A 24,353-nucleotide genomic window follows, 5' to 3' on the forward strand; every position below is an offset into this window, starting at 1 on the left:
CGCAGGAATCGCAGCGACCACTGGCAGGCCTTTGCCGGGGGGCGGTCCGCCTCCCCATCGCGACGCGACGGGGAGGAACGGGGTCATTCCGGCAGGAAGTCCGGAACCGACAGGTAGCGTTCGCCGGTGTCGTAGTTGAAACCGAGCACGCGGCTGCCGGCGGGGAGGTCCTTGAGCTTCTGCGCGATGGCGGCCAGCGTCGCGCCCGAGCTGATGCCCACCAGCATGCCCTCGACGGTGGCGCTGCGGCGGGCCCACTCCTTGGCGTCGGCGGGATCGACCTGAATGGCGCCGTCGATGGCCTGGGTGTGCAGGTTGCCCGGGATGAAGCCGGCGCCGATGCCCTGGATGGGGTGCGGGCCGGGCTGCCCGCCGGAGATCACCGGCGAGAGCGTGGGCTCCACCGCATAGGCCTTCAGCTCGGGCCAGGCGGCCTTGAGCGTTTCGGCGCAGCCGGTGAGGTGGCCGCCGGTGCCGACGCCCGTGACCAGCACGTCGATCGGCTCGTCGGCGAAGTCGGCGAGGATTTCCTGTGCGGTGGTCCTGACATGGACGTCGATGTTGGCGGGATTGTCGAACTGCTGGGGCATCCACGATCCCGGGGTGGCCTCGATCAGTTCCTTGGCGCGCTCGATCGCACCTTTCATGCCCTTCTCGCGCGGGGTGAGGTCGAACTGCGCGCCATAGGCGAGCATCAGCCGGCGCCGCTCGATCGACATCAACTCGGGCATGACCAGGATCAACTTGTAGCCCTTTACCGCCGCCGCCATGGCGAGGCCGATGCCGGTGTTGCCCGAAGTCGGCTCGATGATCGCGCCGCCGGGCTTGAGGCTGCCGTCGGCCTCGGCCGCCTCGATCATGGCGAGGCCGATGCGGTCCTTGATCGAGCCGCCGGGGTTTGCGCGCTCCGCCTTCACCCAGACCTCGTGGTCGGGGAACAGGCGGGAGAGCCGGATGTGCGGGGTATTGCCGATCGTGGCGAGGATGCTGTCGGCCTTCATGTGGTATGCTCCCAACGTGGTTCGAACGTGCGGGCCCGGCGGATTTCCGGGAAAAGCCAGGCCCAGGCAAGGGTGATGACTATGGCAGCGCTGCCGCCGAAAACAACCGCTCCGGTCGCACCCAGCAGCGCCGCGGCGAAGCCCGATTGCAGTTCGCCCAGTTCGTTCGAGGCGGACACCGCGAGCCCGGAAATCGCCGAGACGCGGCCGCGCACGTCATCCGGGGTGCGCAACTGAACCAGCGAACTGCGGATGAACACCGAGATCATGTCGGCGGCGCCCAGCAGCGCCAGGCAGGCGAGCGACAGCAGGAAGTGGCGCGAGAGGCCGAAGGCCACCGTCATCGCGCCGTAGCCGACGACCGAGGCGAGCATCTTGACGCCGACGTTCGACTTGAGCGGGCGGAACGACAGCCATAGGGCGACGATCGCCGCTCCCGCCGCCGTTGCCGCGCGCATCTGGCCGAGACCTTCGGGGCCGACGAGCAGGATATCGCGCGCGAAGACCGGCATGAGCGCGGTCGCGCCGCCCAGCAGCACGGCGAACAGGTCGAGCGTCAGGCAGCCGAGCAGGAACCGCTCGCGCGAGACGAACTGGAAACCTTCGACGATCTGGCGGATCGGGTGCGCTTTGCGCGCGTCGTGGCGGGTGGGAGGCAGGTTGCGGATCGACTGGATCGCGATCGAGGCGCCCAGCGTGAACATGGCCGAAGTCCAGTAGGGCAGGGCATGGTCGGCCGCGAACAGGAAGCCGTAGGCGGCCGGGCCGACGATCGTTCCCGCCTGCATGGCGATAGAGTTGAAGCCGATCGCCCGCGGGATCAGGCGGGCCGGCACGATGTTCGGCGCGATCGCCGCCATCGAGGGGCTGATGAAGACCCGAACGGTGCCGTGGAGGACCGCGAAGGCATAGAGCACGGGCAGGCTGCGCAGTTCCATCGCCGTCGTTACGCCCAAGCCCAGCGCGACGCCCATGTCGAGCAGCGAGGCGATCCCGGCCACCTTGCGGCGGTCGAACCGGTCGGCCAGCACGCCGGCCACCGGGGTCAGCAGGAATACCGGCACGAACTGCGCGAAGCCGAGCAGGCCGAGCTGGAAGGCGGCCTGGGAGATCGACATGCCGTAGTCGGTTCGGGCGACGTCGTAGAGCTGGTAGCCGATGATGACCACCGTGCCGGTGGTGGCCAGCACCGCGAAGAAGCGGGCCAGCCAGAACCGGCGGTAGTCGGGAATGGCCAGCGGCGAGGCGGGCTCAGGTGCGGACGGGGCAGGGGGGAGACTCACGCCACGGGGCATGGCAGCGTGGTGCGCGGTTGCCAAGACACCGCGCATATTTGAATTTTTCAAGCGGGATCGGATTCAGGGCCGTGGGTCGGGCGAGCGTGCTATGGCGGGAAGGTGGAGAAGAACAGGGGAACGCAAAGGCACGCAGGTGTCGTCGGCGGCAAGGCCGCCCTTGCTTGTCGATGCGGCGGATGTCGCACCGTTGAATGACTGCAATGGCCTGTGGCGAGAGACGACGCCTCCGCGGCTCTGTGGGAACTCCCTTCTTACCGACCCGTCGTCCTGGGGCGAGCCCGGGACGACGAATGTTCGCATTTGCCTGGAGTGGGCGCTGTCTTGTCGGCTCCGCTGGACCGGATCAATAGGTGAAGCGGGCGGTCAGGCGCACGTCTCGGCCGGCGATCGGCACGAAGTCGCGCGTCTGCGAGGCGGCTAGGCGGCCGGAGACGTCGAGCAGGTTGTCGGCCGCCAGCATGAGCGTGACGTGGCCGTCCTCGCCCATCGGCCGCCATGTGGCGCTCAGGTTGACGAGGGTGAAGGCCGAAGTGGGTATCTCGTTCTCGGTGACGCGGTCCTGCCTGGCGTTCCATTCGACTTCGCCGCGCAAGTCGAAGGCGGGCGAATCAAACTCCAGCCCGCCGCGGGCGCGCAAGGGCGGGATGCGCGGCACGGGGCCGAGGTCGACGAGCTTGGCGTGGGTGTAGTCCACCCCGGCATCGGCCTTGAGCGAGGCGCCGCTCGACAACCGCGCGAAGGTCAGTGCGCCTTCCGCCTCGACGCCGCGGAAGCGGGCCGGGGCCTGGATGTACTGGTAGACCGGGAAGTCCTCGACCATGGCGCCGGTCGGCACGGCGGTGATGAAGTTGTCGAAGTTGGTGCCGTAGCCGGTGACCGAGGCTACGAGGTCGCCGCCGTTGTAGCGGATGCCGGCCTCGATGCCGTCGCTGCGCTCGACCTTGAAGCCGGGGTCGCCGATCTCGTAGGACTGGGTGGCATCGTGGGCGCCGTCGACGAACAGCTCCTCGGCCGAGGGCGCGCGCTCGCCGTGCTGGTAGTTCACCGAGAGCGTCACGGTGTCGACCGGATGCCAGGCGAGGCCGGCGACGGCGGCATACTGGTCGAAGTTGCGGCTTTCGCGCGTCAGCAGTTCGCCGCCGTTGGGGGTCGCGTCGATGCGGGTGTTTTCATAGCGCAGCGCGCCTTCGAGGTCGAACTGGCCGACTTCGAGCTGCTGCAGGGTGAACACGGCGAAACGGTCGGTGTTGGTGTCGGGCAGGAGCTTCTCGTCGCCGGTGATGTCCATCGAGGCCGAGGAATACTGGACGCCGCTGGACCCGCTCCAGATGCCGTGGCGGGCCTGGTCGGCCTGGAGGCGGACCGAAAGCGCCTTGCTGTCGAAGCGCGAGCCGGTCTCGCCGCCCTCGATCTCGGCGTGGTGGTAATCGCCATAGGCGCCGCGCACTTCGAGGCGCTTGAGGAAGCCGTCGAGGTTGAGGCCGGCGCGCAAGTCGAAGCGCGTCTGGCGCAGGGAAATGGTGGTTGCGCCAGGGTCTTCGGACGGGCGCGGCGGAATGCCGTAGTCGGTGGCGACGCGCTGGGCGGAAATGCCGATGTCGCCGCCCGCGTCGATGAAGGCGAGGCCGGCACCGTACGTCCAGCCCTCGGTGCCGCTGTTGGCGATCGAGCCCTTGCGGTTTGCCTGGTCGGTGAGGCTCTGGGCCCCGGCGGCGTTGCCGTCGGCCGCCAGCACGTCGGCGGCGGCCAGCGTCTCCGCTCGCAGTTGCGGCGAAAGCACATGGCCGCCGATGTCGAGGTCGCCCGAATGGTAGTAGGACGCATCGACATGGGCGACGAAGCGGTCGGCGAGCTTCACGTTCGCCGCGACGCCGCCGTTCACCTGGTCGGCCGCCGTGCCATAGGAGCCGAGCGCATCGAGGCTGAAGCCCTTCTCGGGCACGGTGCGCGGGATGCGCTTGTCGAGGGCGTTGACCGCGCCGCCGGCCGGGTCGCTGGCGTAGAGCAGGACGCGCGGGCCGTGGAGGACTTCGACGCGCTCCACGTTGAGCGTATCGAGCGAGACGGCATGGTCGGCCGATACCGCCGAGGCGTCGAGCGATCCGAGCCCGTCGAGCAGCACCTGGACGCGGGGGCCGTCGAAGCCGCGCAGGATCGGGCGCGAGACGCCGGGTGCGAAGCCGCTGCTGGAGACGCCGGGCAGGCTCTTGAGCATGTCGCCGATCTGCGGCTTGAGATTGCGCAGCAGCGCATCGCCGGTGAGTACCACCGGGGCCGAGATCGGGTCGGCATTGCCCGAGATGACGCGGCCGGTGACGATGATTTCGGGGCCGCTTTCCTGCGCGTGGCCGGTCGAAGTCGAAGCCGGCTGGTCGGCGGGATCATTGGCGGTCTGGGCCAGCGTCGGGGTGGCGGCCATCGCTGCTGCGGCAAGGACGCTGGCGCGTGCCAGCAGGGCGATTCGGGGAGGGAGGGTGCTCATGCGCATCCTCTACTTGTCATGATATATTATATCAATCCATTTTTGTGCAGTTGCGGCATCGTCGTCGCGGATCAAATCCCGGACGACGGAAGGCGAGTTAGCGGCGCGGGCGCAGGCGGGGGTTGGGCTGCAGGGTGTCGACCAGCTTGAGGAAGTCGTCGATGCGGATGATGCGTTCGAACTGGAAGCCGGAACGTCCCTCGTGGGCCCAGATCATGTGGGCCTCGATGCGGCCGATCACGGGCAGGCGCATGACGAGCCGCTCGCCGCGCTCGATCTCGGGTTCGCCCTGAGCCATGAAACCCTGGGCCGAGACATTGACGATGTGCAGGGGCAGGTCGCCAAGCTGGCGATGCTCGGCGATCACGGTGTAGTCGACGGGATGGCGCGCCGCGCGCCGCTTGTCGGTTACAGTGAGCTGCGCTCCTGCACTCATGGGGGTGTCGCCTTTGTTCTTTGCCGTAGCGAAGGCCATAGCGGCAAATGGCAAACAATCGGTAAATTCGGCCGGGCCGGGCATGTCCCGCCGGGGGCAGCGGGGCGGGTCGAGGGGCCGTTCGTCCCGGCTGTCTCATCGCAGGCCCGGTATCCGGCGAGGTTGCGACATCGCCGTAACAGGTGCCGAATGATGCTCGGATATGATTGAATTACTTGCTGATTCCGTCTTCGCTGCACGGACCCAAAGCCCCCCGCACGCAAGGCCCCGCGGGACAACGGGGCCTTGCATGCGGGGGGCTTTGCCTGGCCGGGCCTCAGATACCCCTGAGGATTCCGTGCTTCTTTTTGCCCAGGCTGAGCTTGCGGGTTTCGCCCGTCGCAAGGGTGAGGAGCAGGGCCGGATCGTCGACCGCGACGTCGTCGAGCCGCACCGCGCCTTCGCCGATCTTGCGCTTGGCCTCGCCGTTGGAGGCGACGAACCCGAGCGCGACGCAAGCAGCGCCAAGCCGAATGCCTTCGGCATCGACCTCGATCGTCGGCAGATCTTCGCCGAGGCCCCCACCCGCGAAAGTCGTCTGCGCAGTGGCTTCGGCGGCCTTCGAGGCGTTCTCTCCCCGGCACAGGCGCGTCGCCTCGTTGGCGAGCACGATCTTGGCAGCGTTGATCTCGCTGCCCCGGAGCGCTTCGAGGCGTTCGATCTCGTCGATCGGCAGATCGGTGAACAGGCGCAGGCGCTTGCCGACGTCGCGGTCGTCGGTGTTGCGCCAGAACTGCCAGTAGTCGAAGTGCGAGAGCTGGTCCTCGTTCAGCCAGACCGCGCCGCCCACCGTCTTGCCCATCTTGGTGCCGTCGGCATTGGTCAGCAGCGGCGTGGTCAGGCCGAAGACCTGGGTGCCGTCGACCCGGCGCGACAGCTCGACGCCGTTGACGATGTTGCCCCACTGGTCGGAGCCGCCCATCTGCAAGCGGCACCCGGCGCGGCGCGACAGCTCCAGGAAGTCGTAAGCCTGTAGGATCATGTAGTTGAATTCGAGGAAGCTGAGCGACTGCTCGCGATCGAGGCGCAGCTTAACCGAGTCGAAGCTGAGCATGCGGTTGATCGAGAAATGCTGGCCGATGTCGCGCAGGAACGGGATGTATTCCAGTTTGTCGAGCCACTCGGCGTTGTCGACCATGATCGCGTCGCTGGGGCCATCGCCGAAGGTCAGGAACCGTTCGAAGACGCGGCGGATCGAGGCGACGTTCTCGCTGATGGTGTCCTCGGTCAGCAGCTTGCGCGCCTCGTCCTTGAAGCTGGGGTCGCCGATCTTTCCGGTGCCGCCGCCCATCACCACGATCGGCTTGTGGCCGGCGCGCTGGAGCTGGCGCAGCATCATGATCGAGACGAGGTGCCCGACGTGCAGCGAGGGCGCGGTCGGGTCGAAGCCGATATATCCCGGCACCACCTGCTTTGCGGCCATGGCATCGAGGCCCTCGGCATCGGTCAGCTGGTGGATGTAGCCACGCTCGTCGAGCAGGCGGAGCAGGGAGGAGGTGTAGGTCATCGTCTCGCTTCGGTTCTTTTGGAGCGGCGCGACTAGCACGGGGGCGGAGACAAATAAACGCTGTCGTCCATAGGCGTGGAGGCGTCGTCGCGGGCTCGATCCGGGACCCTAGTGTATCCTCGAGGCGATAGCTTGCTGCGGGCCACTTGGGCGGGGCGCCCAGTCTATCGTCAGATGCGGCCTTGCCCACGGTCCCGGATCAAGTCCGGGATGACGGGCGCTTCGACGAATCCCGATTGTCACCTTCCCACTGGAGCCTCTACGTCCAGGTCATGCCCGAACTTTCCTATCACCCCGCGCATCCTCCGCTCGCCGTCCGCAGCATCGAGGCGCGGATCATCGGCTTCGATGCCACCTGGCTGCGCGCGCGCTGGAAGATCCTGGGCGCCGGCAAGCTGGTGGTGCCCGCCTTCGCCGGCAAGGGGCGCGACGACGGGCTGTGGCAGACGACCTGCTTCGAGCTGTTTCTGCAAGGGGGGGAAGGGCCGGGCTATACCGAACTCAACCTCTCTCCCTCCGAACGCTGGAACGCCTACGACTTCACCGGGCGTCGGGAGGGCATGACCGAACGGCCGATGCCGCGCGAGCCCGACTGCGCCATGCGGCTCGGCACCGACATGGCGATCTTCGACACCGCCATTCCCGCCGCCGGCCTGCCGCAAGCACCATGGCGCTGCGGCTTTACGGCGGTGATCGAGGAGCAGGGCGGCCACAAGAGCTACTGGTCGCTCGCCCACACCGGCGACGCGCCAGACTTCCACGATCCGGCTTGCTTCACGGCACGGGTTGCGGCACCGAGCGGGGCATGAAGTTCGGTATCGACCGCCTGCTCGCGGACCCCGCCCTGCGCCAGCCACTCGACGGCAAGCGCGTTTCCCTCGTCGCCCACCCCGCCTCGGTCACTGCCGATCTCGTCCATTCGCTCGACGCGCTGGTCGCGGCCGGGGTGAACATGACCAGCGCGTTCGGCCCACAGCATGGCCTCAAGGGCGACAAGCAGGACAATATGGTCGAGACCCTGGACGAGGTCGATCCCGTCCACGGCATCCCGGTGTTCAGCCTCTACGGCGAAGTGCGTCGCCCCACCCCTGCGATGATGGACACCGCCGACGTCTTCCTGTTCGACCTGCAGGACCTGGGTTGCCGCATCTATACTTTCGTCACCACGCTGCTCTACCTGCTCGAAGAAGCCGCGCGCGAGGGCAAGAGCGTTTGGGTGCTGGACCGGCCGAACCCCGCCGGCCGCCCGGTCGAGGGCACTACGCTGGTCGCCGGGCAGGAGAGCTTCGTCGGCGCCGGCCGGATGCCGATGCGTCACGGGCTGACGCTGGGCGAGATGGGCCACTGGTTCATCGCCGAGTTCGGCCTCGACGTCGACTACCGCGTCATCGCCATGGAAGGCTGGCGCCCGGACGAGGGCCCGGGCTTCGGCTGGCCGGAGGACCGCATCTGGATCAATCCCAGCCCCAACGCCGCCAATCTCAACATGGCCCGCGCCTATGCCGGCACCGTCATGCTGGAGGGCGCGACGCTGTCGGAAGGACGCGGCACCACCCGTCCGCTCGAAGTCCTGTTCGGCGCGCCCGATGTCGATGCCAAGGCGGTGCTCGCCGAAATGCAGGCTTTCGCGCCCGAGTGGCTCGCCGGCTGCGCCTTGCGCGAATGCTGGTTCGAACCGACCTTCCACAAGCATGCCAAGACCTTGTGCAACGGTTTGATGATTCATGCCGAGGGCCCGTTCTACGACCACCAGGCGTTCCGTCCCTGGCGGCTCCAGGCACTCGCCTTCAAGGCGATCCGCCGCCTATACCCCGACTACCCGCTATGGCGCGACTTTCCCTACGAGTACGAGTTCGACCGCCTGGCGATCGACGTCATCAACGGTGGCCCGGCCTTGCGCGAATGGGTCGACAGCCCGGACGCGCTGCCAGCCGATCTCGAACGCGTCGCCAGCGCCGACGAGGCGGCATGGCGCGAAGAGATCGCCGGGTTGCTGCTGTACTGACCACTGCGTCCATACTGAGCACTGCGTCGTCCCGGGCTCGACCCGGGACCGCGGGCAAGGCCGCGTCGACATCAAGGCCGCGCGCGACGTCGCATTGGCCCCTCGCGAGCTATCGCCGCAACAGTGCATCACGGTCCCGGATCAAGTCCGGGACGACGAATAACGCGAACTTCACCCCTTCTTGCGCGTCAGTTCGCGCATCGCCATGTCGAGGCCGTCCAGCGTCAGCGGGAACATCGAGCCGCCGACTATCTCGCGGATCATCTTGGTCGACTGCGAATAGCCCCACTGCCGCTTGGGCGAGGGGTTGAGCCATACCGTCGCCGGATACGTCTGCACCACGCGTTGCAGCCATACCGCGCCGGCTTCCTCGTTCATGTGCTCCACGGAGCCGCCGGGGTGGCTGATCTCGTAGGGGCTCATCGCGGCGTCGCCGACGAAGATCACCTTGTAGTCGTGCCCGTACTTGTGGAGGAGGTCCCAGGTCGGGGTGCGCTGCGACCAGCGGCGCTTGTTGTCCTTCCACACGCCTTCGTAGAGGCAGTTATGGAAGTAGAAGAACTCCATGTTCTTGAACTCGCCGGTAGCGGCGCTGAACAGTTCCTCCATGAGCTTGATGAACGGGTCCATCGAGCCGCCGACGTCGAGGAACAGCAGCACCTTGACCGCATTGTGCCGCTCGGGCCGCATCACCACGTCCAGCCAACCCTGTCGCGCGGTGCCCGAAATGGTGGCGTCGAGGTCCAGTTCCTCCGCCGCGCCTTCGCGGGCGAAGCGGCGCAGGCGGCGCAGCGCGACCTTGATGTTGCGGGTGCCCAGTTCGCGCGTGTTGTCGAGGTTGGCGAACTCGCGCTTTTCCCAGACCTTGATCGCGCGGCCCTGCTTGCCCTCGCCGCCGATGCGCACGCCTTCGGGGTTGTACCCCGAATGACCGAACGGCGAGGTGCCGTTGGTGCCGACCCACTTGTTGCCGCCCTGATGCCGCTTCTGCTGCTCCTCGAGGCGCTTCTTGAGCGTCTCCATGATCTCGTCCCACGAGCCGAGCGCCTTGACCTTCTCCATCTCCTCGGGCGAGAAATAGCGCTCGGCCATCTTCTTGAGCCAGTCCTCGGGGATGTCGACCGGCTGCTGGCCGTAGTCGGTCAGGATGCCCTTGAAGACCCGCTGGAAGACCTGGTCGAAGCGGTCGAGGAGGCCCTCGTCCTTCACGAACGTCGCACGGCTGAGGTAGTAGAACGCCTCGGGCGTCTGCTCGATCACGTCCTTCTCGAGCGCCTCGAGCAGCACGAGGTGTTCCTTGAGCGAGGCCGAGATCCCGGCCGCACGTAATTCGTCGATGAAGTTCAGGAACATGGCATCACCTTACTTCGGCGTATGTGGACGAGGCATCAGGCGTGGCTTCCCTGGCCTTGGGTCGGTGCACTGCCGCGACGAGTACGAAGGAAACGTACATCAGCAGATACCACGCACCAAGCTTGCCGGGATGGACCAGAGCCCAGCCGTCCTTCTGGTCGGGATAGATCCAGGCATGCGAGAACGTGGATATGTTCTCGGCGAACCAGATGAACAGCGCGACCAGCAGCCAACCCACCAGCAGCGGCATCCAGCGATCCTCGTGCCAGACGCGAAACCACACGCGGGTCCGCGCGAAGAGGACGAACAACAGCGCGAACAGGGCGAGACGCATGTCCGGCAGCCAATGGTGTGCGAAGAAGTTGACGTAGATCGCGACCGCCAGCGCCACGCTTGCCCACGGGCGCGGATAGCCGGTGAAACGAAAGTCGAAGATCCGCCAGACACGCGCGACATAGCTGCCCACTGCGGCATACATGAACCCCGAGAACAGCGGGACGCCGGCAACGTGCAACAGGCTTGGTTCGGGATACTGCCACGATCCCAGCGCAGTCTTGAACAGTTCCATCACGGTGCCGACGACGTGGAAGGCAAGGATGACCCTGGCCTCCTCCATCGTCTCGAGCCGCAGCGCCAGCATCGCGATCTGGATGGCCAGCGCGGCCAGCGTCAGGAAGTCGTAGCGGGCCAGCGCTGCATCGGCCGGATAGAACAGGTAGGTCCCGAGGAGGAGTGCCAGCAGCAGCGCGCCGAACAGGCAGGCCCAGCCCTGCTTGAAGCCGAAAAGGAGGAATTCGTAGGTCCACGCGCGCAAGCCGGGGCGTGGCTCGAACCCTTCGAGACGTGCGCGGATCGCGCCGAAGCGGGTGTGGGCGACCTGCTCTTCGAGACCGGACGGGCCTGACAAGGATCAATGCTCGGGCGAAACGGGTGGCACGTTGGGCGCCGGGGGCTGACCCGGCCAGCGTTCGAGGTTCGGGTCGATCACGGCCCAGGGCGGTGCCTCGTCGGTCCAGATCGCCATGGCCGGGCTTAGGCCATGTCCTTCGTCGAGAAGGCCGAGCCGGATCGTGCGGAACTGCGGACGCACGTTCGAGCGGCCGAGCACCGGGGTGCCGCAGGCGGCGCAGAACTCGTGCGTCAGGACGTTGCCGCTGGCCGCGACATAGGCGTGGTCCGCCCGCGCGCCAGTGATCGTCACCGCCTCGGTGGGAAACATCGCGTTGTTGGTCGGGCCGCCCGCCGCAATGCGCTGGCACTGTCGGCACCAACACTGGCGCGTCGCCACAGGCTCGGCGCAAACCGTGACCGTGACGGCACCGCAGTTGCAGGCGCCGGTGTAGGGCGCGGCCACGTCAGTTGCCCCGGCGGGCCATGAACGCGAGCCGTTCGAACAGCATCACGTCCTGCTCGTTCTTGAGCAGCGCGCCGTGCAGCGGCGGGATCGCCTTCGTGGGGTCCTTGTTCTGCAGGACGTCGAGCGGCATGTCCTCGTTGAGCAACAGCTTGAGCCAGTCGAGCAGTTCGCTGGTGGAGGGCTTCTTCTTCAGGCCCGGCACGTCGCGCAACTCGTAGAAGATTTCCATCGCCTTGCGCACGAGCGTCTTCTGGATGCCGGGGAAGTGCACGTCGATGATCGCTTCCATCGTCTCGCGCTCGGGGAACTTGATGTAGTGGAAGAAGCAGCGACGCAGGAATGCGTCGGGCAGGTCCTTCTCGTTGTTAGAGGTGATGACGACGATCGGGCGCTCCACCGCCGCGATGTGCTCGCCGGTCTCGTAGACGTCGAAGGCCATGCGATCGAGTTCGGCGAGGAGATCGTTGGGGAACTCGATGTCGGCCTTGTCGATCTCGTCGATCAGCAGGACGGGCAGTTCGGGCGCGGTGAAGGCCTCCCACAGCTTGCCCTTGCGGATGTAGTTCGAGATGTCGTGGACCCGCTCGTCGCCCAACTGGCCATCGCGCAGGCGAGCGACCGCATCGTACTCGTAAAGGCCCTGGTGCGCCTTGGTGGTCGACTTGACGTTCCAGGTGATGAGCGGGGCGTCGAGGGCGGCGGCGATCTGTTCGGCCAGGACGGTCTTGCCGGTGCCGGGCTCCCCCTTCACCAGCAGCGGACGGCGCAGCAGCACGGCTGCGTTGACGGCGACCTTGAGGTCATCGGTGGCGACGTAGTTGCTGGTGCCTTCGAAACGCTGCATGGGCCGTCCTGTCCGCTTTAACTGTCCGATTAAGTCCATATGTTGTGCGTCGCAGCAAGGCAAGATCGTTCGCGGGAGCATGTCAGGCGGGCATGGACAACCCCGCTCCGGCGTTGCACAGCACGCGCCATGGGGGCTGATTTCGTGCGCAGGATGGACTGGCTGGGGGGCGCACGGGCGCGGGGATACCTGCGCCTGCTCGCCATGCTCAACCTCGTGATGCTGGCGGCGCTGGTCGCGACCTCGCACGGCGGCGTCGATCGTAACGGATTCCTGCTGGGGAGCGACTTCATCAGCTTCTGGACGGTGGGGCACATGCTGGGGGCCGGCGGCGATCCCTACGACGGGGCGGCCCATATCGCGGCGCAGCGTGCGTTCTTCGCGTCGGACACCGGCTATACCGCGTTTTTCTATCCGCCCTCGTTCCTGCCGTTCTGCCGGCCGCTTGGGCTGCTCGACTACTTTCCGGCCCTGGGCGCCTGGCTGGTGGCGACAGGCACGGTCTATCTCTGCGCGGTGCGGGCGTGGTGGCGGCAGGCCGGAATGGGCGCGCGGCCGTGGCTGGCGTTCCTCGCGTTTCCCGCCGTGCCGATCGTCGTTACCCACGGGCAGACGGCTTTCCTGGTCGCCGGCCTGCTCGGTCTGGGCGCCTGGCTGGTGCCGTCACGCCCTGTAGTGGCGGGCGTGCTCTTCGGGCTCGCCACGATCAAGCCGCAGTTCGGGCTGCTGTTGCCGCTGGTCCTCCTCCTCACGCGCGAGTGGAAGGTCATCGCCGCGGCGACGCTCACTGCGCTGGCGCTGGCCGCCTTTGCCGCGCTGGCGTTCGGACCGCAGGTCTGGCCCGACTGGTTGGCCGCCAGCGCCCGTGCCCAGGAGGCGATGGCGGCAGGAGCGGTGGGCTATGCGAAGATGACGAGCCCCTTCGCCGCGCTCAGGCTGGTCGGCGCGTCGACGGGGGTTGCCTATGCCGTGCAGGGCGCGGTGTCGCTCGCCGTCGCCGGCCTGCTCGCGCAGGCTGCATGGGCGCGCCGCTGGTCGACGGGCCTCGCCGCGACGACGCTCGCCGGCGCGCCGCTGGTGACGCCCTTCGTGCTCGACTACGACATGGTGGTCCTGGCCTTCCCGCTGCTGTGGCTGACGGGAGAGGGCCTGCGCGACGGTTTCCGGCCGTGGGACAAGCTCGCCATCCTGCTCGCCTTCGCTGCGCCGGCCTTCGCCCGGCCGCTGGCGATGAACATCGGCTTGCCGGTCATGCCCCTGGTGCTGGCCGGGCTGTTCGCGGCGTCATGGCGACGATCAGCGGTCGCGGTCCAGGAAGCTGAATAGACCCATCACTTCGATCGCCTCGTCCAGCACGATGCAGGCAATCTTGATTCCGTAGTGTCGGGTTACGAGACGGCGGAAGCGCCGCGAGCATGTCCTCGACCGGACGGAGGCGGCCGTCGTGCACCGCGCGGGCAAGTTCGATGGAGCGGTCGAGTATGGTCATGGCGAACGATTATCACAGCCGGCCGCGCTCCTGCGAACCCATCATTCGCCCGCGAACTTCGCCAGGCGCAGCATCAGCAGTTCGAACCGCCCGGCCTCGATCGGTCGCTCGGGGTCGTTCCAGCTTCCGCTGGCCACCGACCAGGCCCCGGCCTTGTCGCGCAGCAGCCAGGTCATGCTGATGACGCCGTCCTCCGACCCGCCCTTGTAGCCCGCGTAGGACCAAGCGCGCGCGGTGACCTCGTCCATGGCGGGATTGATGGCGAGGATGTCCAGCGCTTCCTTGCTGCCGAGACGGCGAAGGTCGTCCATGATCCCGGCGAGGTCGGTGGGCGAGGCGAACCATTCGACCTGCTCGATGGCCACCGGGCCATGGCCGAAGACTTCGCCCGGTCGCGCCTCGGCGAGCCTGGAGACGTCCAGCGCGGCGAGTTGCCTGACGCGCTCGGCGGGCGCGGCGTGGGCATAGGCCTGCGCCGCGGCCTGGCCCTCCAGCTTGAGGGCGAAGAGCTGGGCGGTCGTCAGCATCGGCGCCATGGCCTCGGGCCTGACATGGCCCGACAAGGCGACCTCGCGGGCGAGCGCCTCCTGTCCGACGAGTCGCACGAGCATGTCCGTCGCCGAATTGTCGCTGATCGAGATCATCAGGCTGGCGAGCGTGTGCAGTGTGATCGGGGCGCCGTCGGGCAGTGAATGGACGGTGCCGCCCTGGAACGACTTGCCCGATACCGGCACCACGTCGCTCCAGCGGCGCTTGCCCTCTTGAACCTGCCGGGCAAGCGCGGCGAGGACGTAGAGCTTGAAGGCGGAGCCGATCGCGAAGGGGGAGGCGGCGGCGCGGCCATGCACGAGCACGGGGGCGCCGGAGCCCAGGCGATGGATCGCAAAGCCTGCCTTGCCCGGCAGCGCGGCGAAGTCCGCGTCGATCCGCTCTAGACTGTCACCACCCGGGGTCAGGCCGAATATCCGGAACCCCGCGACTTTGCCGGGCGGCGTCGGGCCCAGCTCGAGACGGGAGGGGGCGGTGGCATTCGCAAAACGCAGGGTGAAAGTGGCAGCGCCGGCGCCGTCCGCCGCGAAACCCTCGTAACCCTGCAAGGGGCCGCCCTGCGCCACCATCTGCGCGGCGATTTCGCGCAGCTTGTCCGGCGGCACGGCGGCGAGGAACGCGGTGTCGAAGACGTCGGCGGCGGGGCGTTCTCCCTTGAGCACCGCCACGACTTCTCCGGCGCGGGTTTCCAGCACGGTCCCGCCCTGTGCCTGTGCCGCTCCACCGAAGCCGGTCGCCGCCAGGGCGATCATCGCCAGTTGCAGGAGCCTGCGCAAACAGCCCATTCCGGAAGCGTTCCCATGATCGTAGAGTTGGCCCAAGGTAGCCGGGCTCGTCTTCTGCGTCGACCCGGTCCGGTCGTCCGGCGTCACGCGTCGATCAGTTCCGGATCGATCTCGCCCGCGCGGTTCTGGATGAAGGTGAAGCGGTGTTCCGGGTTGCGGCCCATCAGCCGGTCGACGAGGTCCTTCACCGCCGCGCGGCCTTCGTATTCGGGCGGCAGGGTGATGCGGATGAGCGAGCGGGTCTGCGGGCTCATCGTCGTTTCGCGCAGCTGGTTCGGGTTCATCTCGCCCAGGCCCTTGAAGCGGCCGACTTCGACTTTCTTGTTCTTGAAGGTCGTCGCCTCCAGCTCGGCACGGTGGGCGTCGTCGCGGGCATAAGCGGACGTCGAGCCGGCGACGAGGCGGTAGAGCGGCGGCTGGGCGAGGTACAGGTGCCCGCGCCGCACGATGTCGGGCATCTCCTGGAAGAAGAAGGTCATCAAAAGCGTCGCGATGTGGGCGCCGTCGACGTCGGCGTCGGTCATGATGATGACGCGATCGTAGCGCAAGTTGTCGGCGTTGCAGTCCTTGCGCGTCCCGCAGCCAAGCGCGAGGCCGAGGTCGGCGATTTCGGAGTTGGCGCGGATCTTGTCGGCGGTGGCACTGGCGACGTTGAGGATCTTGCCGCGGATAGGCAGGATCGCCTGGGTCTTGCGATCGCGCGCCTGCTTGGCCGAGCCGCCCGCCGAATCGCCCTCGACGATGAACAGTTCGGTCTCGCCCGAGCCCTCGCCCGAACAGTCGGTCAGCTTGCCGGGCAGGCGCAGCTTGCGGGCGTTGGTGGCGGTCTTGCGCTTGACCTCGCGCTCCGCCTTGCGGCGCAGGCGATCGTCCATCCGCTCCATCACCGCGCCCAGCAGTGCCTTGCCGCGATCGAGGTTGTCGGTCAGGAAGTGGTCGAAATGATCGCGCACCGCGGCTTCCACCATCCGCGCGGCCTCGGGGCTGGTCAGGCGGTCCTTGGTCTGGCTCTGGAACTGGGGGTCGCGGATGAAGACCGAGAGCATGACCTCGCTGCCGGTGATGACGTCGTCCGGGATGATGTCCTTGGCCTTCTTGGCCTGTCCCACCAGGTCGGCGAAGGCACGGATGCCCTTGGTGAGCGCACCCCGCAACCCCTGTTCGTGGGTGCCGCCATCGGGCGTGGGGATGGTGTTGCAGTACCAGGAATAGGCACCATCCGAATAGAGCGGCCAGGCGATCGCCCATTCGACGCGGCCCTGCTCGGACCCGTCCTCGCCCTTGGGGAAGTCCTGCGATCCGGCGAAGGATTGCGTGGTCACGCATTCGCGCGTGCCGATCTGTTCGGCGAGGTGGTCGGCGAGGCCGCCGGGGAACTGGAAGGTCGCCTCGGCCGGCACGCCGTCCACCGCGAGCGAGGCTGCACATTTCCAGCGGATTTCCACGCCGGCGAAGAGGTAGGCCTTGGACCGCACCAGCTTGAACAGGCGCGCGGGCTTGAACTTCTGGTCGCCGAAGATCTCGATGTCGGGCGTGAAGGTGACTGCCGTGCCGCGCCGGTTGGGAGCGGCGCCGACGCGCTGGATAGGTCCCAGCGTGAGACCGCGCGAAAACTCCTGCGCGAAGAGTTCCTTGTTGCGCGCCACTTCCACGCGGGTCTTCACCGAAAGCGCGTTGACCACCGAGATGCCGACGCCGTGCAGGCCGCCCGAGGTCGCATAGGCCTTGCCCGAGAACTTGCCGCCCGAGTGCAGCGTCGAGAGGATCACCTCGAGTGCCGATTTGCCGGGGAACTTGGGATGCTCGTCGACCGGGATGCCGCGCCCGTTGTCGGTGATGGTGAGGCGGCCCGGCGTGCCCGGTTCCTCCTCCAGGGTGACTTCGATGCGGTTGGCATGGCCGGCGACGGCTTCGTCCATCGCGTTGTCGAGCACTTCGGCAGCGAGATGGTGCAGCGCCCGTTCGTCGGTGCCGCCGATGTACATGCCGGGACGGCGGCGGACGGGTTCGAGCCCTTCGAGGACCTCGATCGCGGAACCGTCATAGGCTTCGCCGGCGGCGGTGGGGAGTTTGTCGAAGAGATCGTCGGACATGGGAGCGACTATAGGGCGCGGAGAATCGCCGGGGCAAGCGGGGCTGTGCGGGAAATTGCGAATAAACCGGGAACGTTTGGGGCGAAGGTCGCAGGGGGTGTCTTTGGCTCACGCGAAGACGCAAAGGGTAGCGCCTGCGGCCAAGCCGCTTTTCCATCCCGCATGGCGAGTTTCGCAGCCTTGGCCCGCAGAAATAGCCTGCGGCGTCAATGTCCCCCTTTGTGGTTTTGCGTCTTCGCGTGAACGGAAAAGACCGACCGCGACCTGCCGCCTTACTCCCCGAACTTGACCGGCGCGGCGCTGATGACCTTCACGGCGCCGGTCTGCACCTCGCGCACTTCCAGCGCGCGTTCGACGAGACCGCCGCGAGTGAACCGGAAAGCACCGTCGACGCCGAGGAAACCGCCGGGGAAGGCTTTGGCATCGCGCAGGGTATCGGCCGGGAAGCGCGAACCGGGCTTCCAGTCGCGCGCGACGCGCAAGGTGAGCAGTACGGCGTCGTAGCCCAGCGTCGCGATGCGGAAGGGCTGGCCGCCGAAGCGGGCGCGGTAGCTCTTGGAGAACTGGCCGAAGCGCTGGTCGGACACGGTGGCGAACCAGGCGCCGGCGAGCGCCGGGGTGGTGGTCAGCTCGCGCTCGCCGCTCCACAGCTCGGTGCCGAGCAGGCGCACACCGGTGGTTTTGCTGGTGCCCTTGAAGGCCGTGGCGGCGCGGGCGGAAAGGCCGCCGCTGTCGGCGATCAGCAGCGCGTCGAAGCCGCCCTTGGCCTTCACCCGCAAGGCGGCCGAGGCGATCGAGGCAGCACTGCGGTCGTAGGGTTCGAGCGCGACGACCGAGCCGCCGCCCGAACGCACGGCGGCGAGCAGGGCGCTGCTGGTGCGGTCGCCGTAGTCGCCCTTGGGAACGAGCGCGGCAAAGCTGGTGACGCCGTGACCGCGGGCATACTCGACCGTGCGGGTGACCGACTGGCCGGGCAGGTTGCCCATGATGAAGACGTCCCTGCTGGCCGCCTTCTCGTCGTTCGAGAACGAGATGACCGGAATCTTCGCTGCCTTGGCGATGGCCGAGACGGTGGGAATGTTGTCCGCCAGCAGGGGGCCCAGGATCAGCTGGTTGCCGTCGGCGATGGCGCGGCGCGTGGCTTCCGCCGGATTGGTGGACGTGTCGTAGGTCGTCACGCGCAGGTTCTTGGCGGCGGTATCGAGCAAGGCCATGTTCGCGGCATTGGCGATCGACTGGCCGACGCCGGCGTTCGGTCCGGTGATCGGCACCAGCAGCGCGACGCGGTGGCGCTCGGTATCGACGGGAATGTCGCTCTGGGTGGGCGGGGGCGTTGGCGTCGGCGTGGGTGCGGACGTGGGGGCCTTGGGCACCACGGCGCAGCCGGCGAGCACGGCCATCGCGGCTGCGGCGAGAAGATTCCGCCGGTTCAGGCGCCGATCGGTCAGCCGATTGTCGAACATTGCTTGCCGCTCCCTTGGTCTATGGGCAATGAGTCTGCTTGATGGAAAACACTCTTTCACCGGGCCTGTACATAGTCGCAACCCCCATTGGCAACCTGGGTGACATTACCCTGCGTGCCGTGGAAACCCTGAAAGGTGTGGCCGCGGTGGCTTGCGAGGACACCCGCGTCACCGGAAAACTGCTGCATCATCTGGGGATAAAGCAGCGCCTGATCCGCTACGACGACCATGCCGGCGAGCATGACCGCGAGCGCCTGCTGGCGCTGATGGCAACCGAGCCGGTAGCCTTGGTGAGCGACGCGGGAACGCCGCTGATATCCGATCCGGGCTACCGGCTGGTGCGCACCGCGCGCGAGCGGGGCATTGCCGTGACCAGCCTGCCGGGGCCGAACGCCGCGGTCGTGGCGCTCACGCTTTCGGGCCTGCCCAACGACCGTTTCCTGTTCGCCGGCTTCCTGCCCAACAAGGCCAAGGCGCGCGAGGACACGCTTGCGCGCCTCGGGCAAGTGCCTGCCACGCTGGTGTTCTACGAGACCGCGCCGCGCCTCGACGCCTCGCTCGCCGCGATCGACGCGGTGCTCCCGGGACGCGAGGTGGCGGTGGGCCGTGAACTGACCAAGAAGTTCGAGGAATGCCGCAGCGGCTCGCCCGTCGAGCTTGCCGCGCATTATGCCGCGCATCCGCCGAAGGGCGAGATCGTCCTGCTCGTCGCCCCGCCGGGAGACGAACCAGCGGGCGAGGTCGACGTCGACGCGCTGCTGCTGGCGGCGCTGGTCGAATCGAAGGCCTCGCAGGCGGCGGCCTCGGTGGCCAGGGCGACGGGGCTCGACCGCAAGATCCTCTATGCGCGGGCGATGGAACTGAAGTGAGCGACAGGCGTATCCGGGCCGAGCGCGACGGGCGGCGGGGCGAGACGGTGGCCAGGCTCTACCTGCGGCTGACCGGCTGGCGTGTGCTGGCACGGCGAGTGAAGACCCGGCGCGGCGAAGTGGACCTCGTCGTGCGCCGCGGCCGTACCTTGTGCTTCGTGGAAGTGAAATGGCGGCGCACCGCGCGCGAACTCAATACCGCGATCGATGCCTACCGGCTGCGGCGGGTCGCGGATGCGGCCGAACTGATCGCGGCGCGCTATCAGAAGGTGGGAGACAGCGTGCGCATCGACGTGGTGCTCGTCGCCCCGTTCCGCTGGCCGCGTCGGATCGTGAATGCCTGGCAGCCCTTGATGTGACGCCGCGTAACCCTCCCGTTACCGCCCCCTCCCGCCATTCAATCACGCATGCTCCACATCCGGAACTTGAAACGCGCAATTCCGGTCGCACCTTTGGCGGGTTGCGGCTAAGCCGCGCCCGACAACCCTTTCACAAAGGCCGACAACCGCCATGACCTTACGCGTCGCCGTGCAGATGGACCCGCTCGAAACCGTCAAGATCGGGGGGGATTCCTCGTTCGCGCTCATGCTGGCGGCGCAGGCGCGGGGGCATACGCTGTTCCACTACGACGTGCGGACCCTGGCCTACGACGCCTCCTTCGGCGCCAACGGACGGCTGACCTGCTGGGGTGCTCCCGTGACCGTACAGCGCGTCGAAGGCGCTCACTTCACGCGCGGCGAATATCGCCTGATCGACCTCATCGAGGACATCGACGTCGTGCTGATGCGCCAGGACCCGCCGTTCGACCTCGGCTACATCACCGCCACCCATCTGCTCGAGCGCCTCGCCGGCCGCACGTTGGTGGTCAACGATCCCGCCTCGGTGCGCAATGCCCCCGAGAAGGTCTTCGTGCTCGACTATGCGCGCTTCATGCCGCCCACCTTCATCGCCCGCCGGATCGAGGACGTGAAGGCGTTCGGCCAGCGTCATCCGGGAGACCTCGTAATCAAGCCGCTCCACGGCAATGGCGGCAAGGCGGTGTTCCGCATCCCCGCGGACGGTTCCAACCTCGGCGCCCTGATCGAGATGTTCGAGAATGCCTGGGTCGAGCCGTTCATGGTCCAGCCCTTCCTTCCCGACGTCTCCGAGGGCGACAAGCGCATCGTCCTCGTCGACGGTGCGTTCGCAGGCGCCATCAACCGCAAGCCGGGCGAGGGCGAGTTCCGTTCCAACCTCGCGGTGGGCGGCTCGGCCGAAGCCAGCACGCTCACTTCGGCCGAAGAGGAAATCTGCGCGGCGCTCGGCCCGGAACTGAAGGCGCGCGGGCTGGTTTTCGTGGGCATCGACGTGATTGGCGGGAAATGGCTGACGGAAATCAACGTGACTTCGCCCACCGGCATCGTGGCGATCGACCGCTTCAACGGCACCGACACCGGCGCGCTCATCTGGGACGCCATAGAGGCGCGCCACGCGGCGATGTGATCGGCCGTTTCCATGGCTGAGTGGGTCTACGAGATCGTCCGGCAGGGCGGTTATCTCGGCATCGTGTTCCTCATGGCGCTCGAGAACATCATTCCGCCCATACCGTCCGAAGTCATCATGGGTCTGGGCGGGATCGCGGTGGCGCGCGGCCATATGCAGTTCTGGCCACTGCTGCTGTGGGGAACGGTCGGATCGGCGCTCGGTAACTACGTGCTGTTCCTCGTGGCCGACCGGATGGGCTACGAACGCCTGCGCCCGTTCGTCGACCGCTGGGGCCGGTGGCTTACGCTGGAGTGGCGCGACATCGAGGACGCAGGCAAGTTCCTGCGCCGGCACGGGCACTGGGTGGTGTTCGTGTTCCGCTTCATGCCGATGTTCCGCTCGATGATATCGGTCCCGGCCGGCCTCGCGCATATGGGACACGTCCGCTTCCTCCTGTTCACGGCCGCCGGCGCGGCGATCTGGAATGCATTGCTGATCCTGGGCGGGCGCTGGCTGGGGCGGACCCTGGCGCAGGCGGAACAGTGGTTCGGCTGGGTTACGCTGGCGGTCGCGGTGGTCACGATCGTGGCCTACGCATGGCGCGTGGCGCGGTGGAAGCCGCGCGAGGACGGCGGGTGTGAATAACCGGCCATGGGTCCGCATTACTGATAGTTAACTTAGGTACATCTATAGTAACTCCACAATAAACGTGGAAATTCACCCGTATCGTCCTATCGTTTCGGCGATCGATACGAATCGACGACGGGGGGCGACATGAGTGACGCCGAAAAGGTTCTCGCCTTCGCAAGGAATCTCGGGTCGACTACTCCAATCGTGCTGCGCTGGGAGGGCGCGGGAGACTGCCTTCACGTCTTCGATGTTCTCAAGCCGCTGTCGGAAGCACACTACAACGGCTCCAAGACAGCCATCAAGTTCCGTGCCGACGTCAACCTCTACGAGAGCAAGGGCAGCAAGGTGGCGCAGTCCGCCCGCGCGTTGCTCGACGAGATATGGGCCTATGGACCCGCCGGGCAGTCGATCAACCTTTACTACGACGTCAATCTGACGCGCGAATCCAAGGCGATCACGCAGCCCCCCGCGCACCTGATGTTCGTGCGCAACATCATGCCCACCGATGCCAGCAAGACCAGCAGCGAAATCGATGGCGATGTTCTCAGGACGCTGCACCGCTCGGGCGTGACCTTCGTGCCCTCGAACAAATAGGTCGCGACGGTCGAAGGGCCCTATCCGCGCTCGCGGGGATGGGCATTGCGGTAGACGTCGAGCAGCGTCGCCGCATCCACTCGCGTATAGATCTGCGTCGAGCCGAGCGAGGCATGGCCGAGCAGTTCCTGCAGGGACCGCAAGTCCGCGCCGGCGCCAAGCAGGTGCGTCGCGAAGCTGTGTCGCAGCGCATGGGGCGTCGCGCTTGCCGGCAGGCCCAGCGAAACCCGCGCGCGCGCCACGGCCTTCTGAACCATGCCCTGCGAGAGCGGCCCGCCCTTGGCCCCCCGAAACAGGGCCTTGTCGCGCTCGAGCGGCCACGGGCATTTGCCGAGGTAGTCCGCCACGCCAGAGCGCACGATCGGCAGCAGCGGCACCATGCGCTGCTTGCCACCCTTGCCGGTGACCACCAGCGTTTCGCGCAGCGGCAGCGCGGCAGCGGTCAGCGAGAGTGCTTCGGCAATGCGCAGGCCGGCGCCGTAGAGCAGGAGCAGCACCGCCCGGTCACGTGCGCCGATCCACGGCTCGCCGGCGTCCTCCTCGACGGTCGCGGCAAGGTTCACCGCCTCGTCAGGCGTCACCGGTCGCGGCAGGCCTTTCTTGACGCGCGGCCCCCGCAGCCGGGGCGGGGTCGCCTGCGCCATTCCGGCCTTCTCCCGCGCGAAACCCAGGAAGGCCTTCAGCGCCGAAAGCTCGCGCGCGGCGGAAACATTGCCGATGCCGTCCTGCCGCCGCGCCGCGAGATGGCCGCGCAGGGCAGGGGCATCGATCCGGGCGAGGCTGGCCCAGTCGCTTTCGCCCAGCGCGTCGAGAAGCCGCGAAGCCGTGGCGATATAGGCACGCACTGTGTGCGGGCTGCGGCGGCGATCCTGCGCAAGGTAGCCGCCCCAGGCTTCCAGCAGGTCGGCCTTGGCCGCCATCAGCTCTCGACCAGTTGCCCGGGCACCAGTTCGCCCAGCAGCGCGTCGAGCAGGCACATCCCCGCCTCTGCCACGCCGATCCGGGCGCCGTCCCGGTGCACCAGTCCCTGGCTTTCGTAGAACAGCGCCTTGGCGGGATCGCACAACTGTTCGGGCGCAAGGCCGAAGCGCGTCGCCATGGCATCGAGGTCCACCCCTTCGCGCAGGCGCAGGCCCATCAGCATGGCTTCGCTCGCCTGTTCGCGAAGGCCGAGCGTGCGTTGCTCGGCGATGCCGTGCCGGCTGCGTTCGATTTCCGCCTGCCAGTTCTCGGGCTTGCGGTGCCGCACGGTGGCAAGCCCGCCGCGCCTCCCGTGGGCGCCGGGGCCGATGCCGGCGTAGTCCTGGTAGCGCCAGTAGGTCAGGTTGTGGCGGCTCTCCTCGCCGGCGCGGGCGTGGTTGCTGATCTCGTACGCGGGGAGGCCCGCGGCGGCGGTCATCTCGCGGGTAAGGGCGAACATGTCGGCGCAGGCGTCCTCGTCGAGTGGGGCGAAGTCGCCCTTGCGCACCATGGTCTCGAAGCGCGTGCCGGGCTCGATCGTCAGCTGGTAGAGCGAGAGGTGCCCGGTGCCGAACGACAGCGCGCGGGCGAGTTCGGTGCGCCAGCCGTCGAGCGACTGCCCGGGACGCGCGTAGATCAGGTCGAAGCTGACCCGTTCGAAATGCCGCTGCGCCACGTCCAGCGCCGCGAGGCCTTCGGAGGCATCGTGCAGGCGGCCGAGGAAACGCAGGGTTTCGTTGTCGAGCGCCTGCAGCCCGAGCGACACGCGGTTGACGCCGGCGCTCGCCAGCGCGGCATAGTTCGCCGCTTCGACCGAGGAAGGGTTGCCTTCCAGGGTGATCTCGATGCCGGGCGCGAAGCCCCAGAGGCGTTCCGCCTCCTCCAGCAATCGCGCGACGAGGGCAGGGGGCATCAGCGAGGGAGTGCCGCCGCCGAAGAAGATCGAATCGAGCGGTTCGCCGCCTGCGAGGTCATGCTCGTGGCGCATGTCGGCGAGGAGTCCCGCCTGCCAGGCCGCGTGGTCGACCCGGTCGCGCACGTGGCTGTTGAAGTCGCAGTACGGGCACTTGGCGAGGCAGAACGGCCAATGAATGTAGAGAGCGCGGGCCATGGGCTTTCTCAGGCGCAGGTTCGG

22 protein-coding genes are annotated in these 24,353 nt (G+C 67.5%); 8 read left to right on the forward strand and 14 right to left on the reverse strand.

What is annotated here, in order from left to right; all coding sequences use genetic code 11:
• Positions 1–83: 83 nt before the first annotated feature.
• From cysK to tyrS, 5 genes are all read right to left on the reverse strand, one after another.
• Positions 84–1,001 carry a cysteine synthase A gene (cysK, locus tag ACFFDA_RS13740; protein WP_404481014.1) on the reverse strand — a complete coding sequence of 306 codons (918 nt, stop codon included), beginning with the start codon at positions 999–1,001 and terminating at the stop codon, positions 84–86.
• Positions 998–2,296: an MFS transporter gene (locus tag ACFFDA_RS13745; protein WP_404482752.1), complete on the reverse strand. Its 1,299-nt coding sequence runs from the start codon at positions 2,294–2,296 to the stop codon at positions 998–1,000. Before ACFFDA_RS13745 ends, cysK begins: the two co-directional genes overlap by 4 nt.
• Before the next feature lie 346 nt (positions 2,297–2,642).
• Positions 2,643–4,781, reverse strand: a complete 2,139-nt coding sequence (locus tag ACFFDA_RS13750) for a TonB-dependent receptor (protein ID WP_404481015.1) — start codon at positions 4,779–4,781, stop codon at positions 2,643–2,645.
• A gap of 97 nt (positions 4,782–4,878) precedes the next feature.
• The gene (locus tag ACFFDA_RS13755) at positions 4,879–5,217 is read right to left on the reverse strand and encodes a PilZ domain-containing protein (RefSeq protein WP_404481016.1); all 339 of its coding nucleotides are present in this window, start codon (positions 5,215–5,217) and stop codon (positions 4,879–4,881) included.
• 316 nt (positions 5,218–5,533) lie between these two features.
• The gene (tyrS, locus tag ACFFDA_RS13760) at positions 5,534–6,763 is read right to left on the reverse strand and encodes a tyrosine--tRNA ligase (RefSeq protein ID WP_404481017.1); all 1,230 of its coding nucleotides are present in this window, start codon (positions 6,761–6,763) and stop codon (positions 5,534–5,536) included.
• A 272-nt stretch (positions 6,764–7,035) separates the two neighbouring features.
• Here tyrS and ACFFDA_RS13765 point away from each other — a divergent pair, with 272 nt between their 5' ends.
• A complete protein-coding gene (locus ACFFDA_RS13765; protein ID WP_404482753.1) occupies positions 7,036–7,572 on the forward strand; it encodes a DOMON-like domain-containing protein in 537 nt (178 codons plus the stop codon).
• Positions 7,569–8,768 (forward strand): exo-beta-N-acetylmuramidase NamZ domain-containing protein, encoded by a 1,200-nt coding sequence (locus tag ACFFDA_RS13770; protein WP_404481018.1) that lies wholly within the window; start codon positions 7,569–7,571, stop codon positions 8,766–8,768. The genes ACFFDA_RS13765 and ACFFDA_RS13770 overlap by 4 nt, the downstream gene beginning before the upstream one ends.
• Before the next feature lie 171 nt (positions 8,769–8,939).
• On the opposite strand, the gene ACFFDA_RS13775 is transcribed toward ACFFDA_RS13770, so the two are convergent.
• From ACFFDA_RS13775 to ACFFDA_RS13790, 4 genes are read right to left on the reverse strand one after another with little or no spacing between them, the layout of a single operon-like run.
• Positions 8,940–10,121, reverse strand: a complete 1,182-nt coding sequence (locus ACFFDA_RS13775) for a VWA domain-containing protein (RefSeq protein ID WP_404481019.1) — start codon at positions 10,119–10,121, stop codon at positions 8,940–8,942.
• A 4-nt stretch (positions 10,122–10,125) separates the two neighbouring features.
• A complete protein-coding gene (locus ACFFDA_RS13780) occupies positions 10,126–11,028 on the reverse strand; it encodes a DUF817 domain-containing protein (protein WP_404481020.1) in 903 nt (300 codons plus the stop codon).
• Positions 11,029–11,031: 3 nt separating this feature from the next.
• The gene (locus tag ACFFDA_RS13785) at positions 11,032–11,475 is read right to left on the reverse strand and encodes a GFA family protein (protein WP_404481021.1); all 444 of its coding nucleotides are present in this window, start codon (positions 11,473–11,475) and stop codon (positions 11,032–11,034) included.
• Position 11,476: 1 nt separating this feature from the next.
• Positions 11,477–12,322: an AAA family ATPase gene (locus ACFFDA_RS13790; RefSeq protein WP_404481022.1), complete on the reverse strand. Its 846-nt coding sequence runs from the start codon at positions 12,320–12,322 to the stop codon at positions 11,477–11,479.
• Between the two features lie 129 nt (positions 12,323–12,451).
• On the opposite strand from ACFFDA_RS13790, the gene ACFFDA_RS13795 reads away from it, so the two are divergent.
• Entirely contained in the window at positions 12,452–13,648 is a 1,197-nt protein-coding gene (locus tag ACFFDA_RS13795) for a glycosyltransferase family 87 protein (protein ID WP_404481023.1), read from the forward strand.
• A 204-nt stretch (positions 13,649–13,852) separates the two neighbouring features.
• On the opposite strand, the gene ACFFDA_RS13800 is transcribed toward ACFFDA_RS13795, so the two are convergent.
• The 3 genes from ACFFDA_RS13800 to ACFFDA_RS13810 form a co-directional block, all read right to left on the reverse strand.
• Positions 13,853–15,136 carry a serine hydrolase gene (locus tag ACFFDA_RS13800; protein ID WP_404481024.1) on the reverse strand — a complete coding sequence of 428 codons (1,284 nt, stop codon included), beginning with the start codon at positions 15,134–15,136 and terminating at the stop codon, positions 13,853–13,855.
• A gap of 92 nt (positions 15,137–15,228) precedes the next feature.
• A complete protein-coding gene (parE, locus tag ACFFDA_RS13805) occupies positions 15,229–17,238 on the reverse strand; it encodes a DNA topoisomerase IV subunit B (protein WP_404481025.1) in 2,010 nt (669 codons plus the stop codon).
• Positions 17,239–17,510: 272 nt separating this feature from the next.
• Positions 17,511–18,701, reverse strand: coding sequence for a penicillin-binding protein activator (locus ACFFDA_RS13810; RefSeq protein WP_404481026.1), 1,191 nt, complete (start codon positions 18,699–18,701; stop codon positions 17,511–17,513).
• Positions 18,702–18,742: 41 nt separating this feature from the next.
• On the opposite strand from ACFFDA_RS13810, the gene rsmI reads away from it, so the two are divergent.
• The 5 genes from rsmI to ACFFDA_RS13835 all read left to right on the forward strand — a co-directional run bounded on the left by rsmI (position 18,743) and on the right by ACFFDA_RS13835 (position 22,258).
• Positions 18,743–19,570, forward strand: a complete 828-nt coding sequence (rsmI, locus tag ACFFDA_RS13815; RefSeq protein ID WP_404481027.1) for a 16S rRNA (cytidine(1402)-2'-O)-methyltransferase — start codon at positions 18,743–18,745, stop codon at positions 19,568–19,570.
• On the forward strand, positions 19,567–19,929 hold the full coding sequence (locus ACFFDA_RS13820) for a YraN family protein (RefSeq protein ID WP_404481028.1): 363 nt from the start codon (positions 19,567–19,569) through the stop codon (positions 19,927–19,929). The genes rsmI and ACFFDA_RS13820 overlap by 4 nt, the downstream gene beginning before the upstream one ends.
• 151 nt (positions 19,930–20,080) lie before the next feature.
• Complete coding sequence (gene gshB / locus ACFFDA_RS13825; RefSeq protein ID WP_404481029.1) at positions 20,081–21,052, forward strand: glutathione synthase; 972 nt, start codon at positions 20,081–20,083, stop codon at positions 21,050–21,052.
• A gap of 12 nt (positions 21,053–21,064) precedes the next feature.
• The gene (locus ACFFDA_RS13830; RefSeq protein WP_404481030.1) at positions 21,065–21,679 is read left to right on the forward strand and encodes a DedA family protein; all 615 of its coding nucleotides are present in this window, start codon (positions 21,065–21,067) and stop codon (positions 21,677–21,679) included.
• 129 nt (positions 21,680–21,808) lie between these two features.
• Entirely contained in the window at positions 21,809–22,258 is a 450-nt protein-coding gene (locus ACFFDA_RS13835) for a hypothetical protein (RefSeq protein WP_404481031.1), read from the forward strand.
• Between the two features lie 20 nt (positions 22,259–22,278).
• On the opposite strand, the gene ACFFDA_RS13840 is transcribed toward ACFFDA_RS13835, so the two are convergent.
• Positions 22,279–23,178 carry a tyrosine recombinase XerC gene (locus ACFFDA_RS13840; protein WP_404481032.1) on the reverse strand — a complete coding sequence of 300 codons (900 nt, stop codon included), beginning with the start codon at positions 23,176–23,178 and terminating at the stop codon, positions 22,279–22,281.
• Positions 23,178–24,329, reverse strand: coding sequence for a radical SAM family heme chaperone HemW (gene hemW / locus ACFFDA_RS13845; RefSeq protein ID WP_404481033.1), 1,152 nt, complete (start codon positions 24,327–24,329; stop codon positions 23,178–23,180). Before hemW ends, ACFFDA_RS13840 begins: the two co-directional genes overlap by 1 nt.
• Between the last annotated feature and the right edge of the window lie 24 nt (positions 24,330–24,353).

Source organism: Novosphingobium sp. BL-52-GroH, from assembly GCF_044813085.1.
Taxonomy (GTDB): domain Bacteria; phylum Pseudomonadota; class Alphaproteobacteria; order Sphingomonadales; family Sphingomonadaceae; genus Novosphingobium.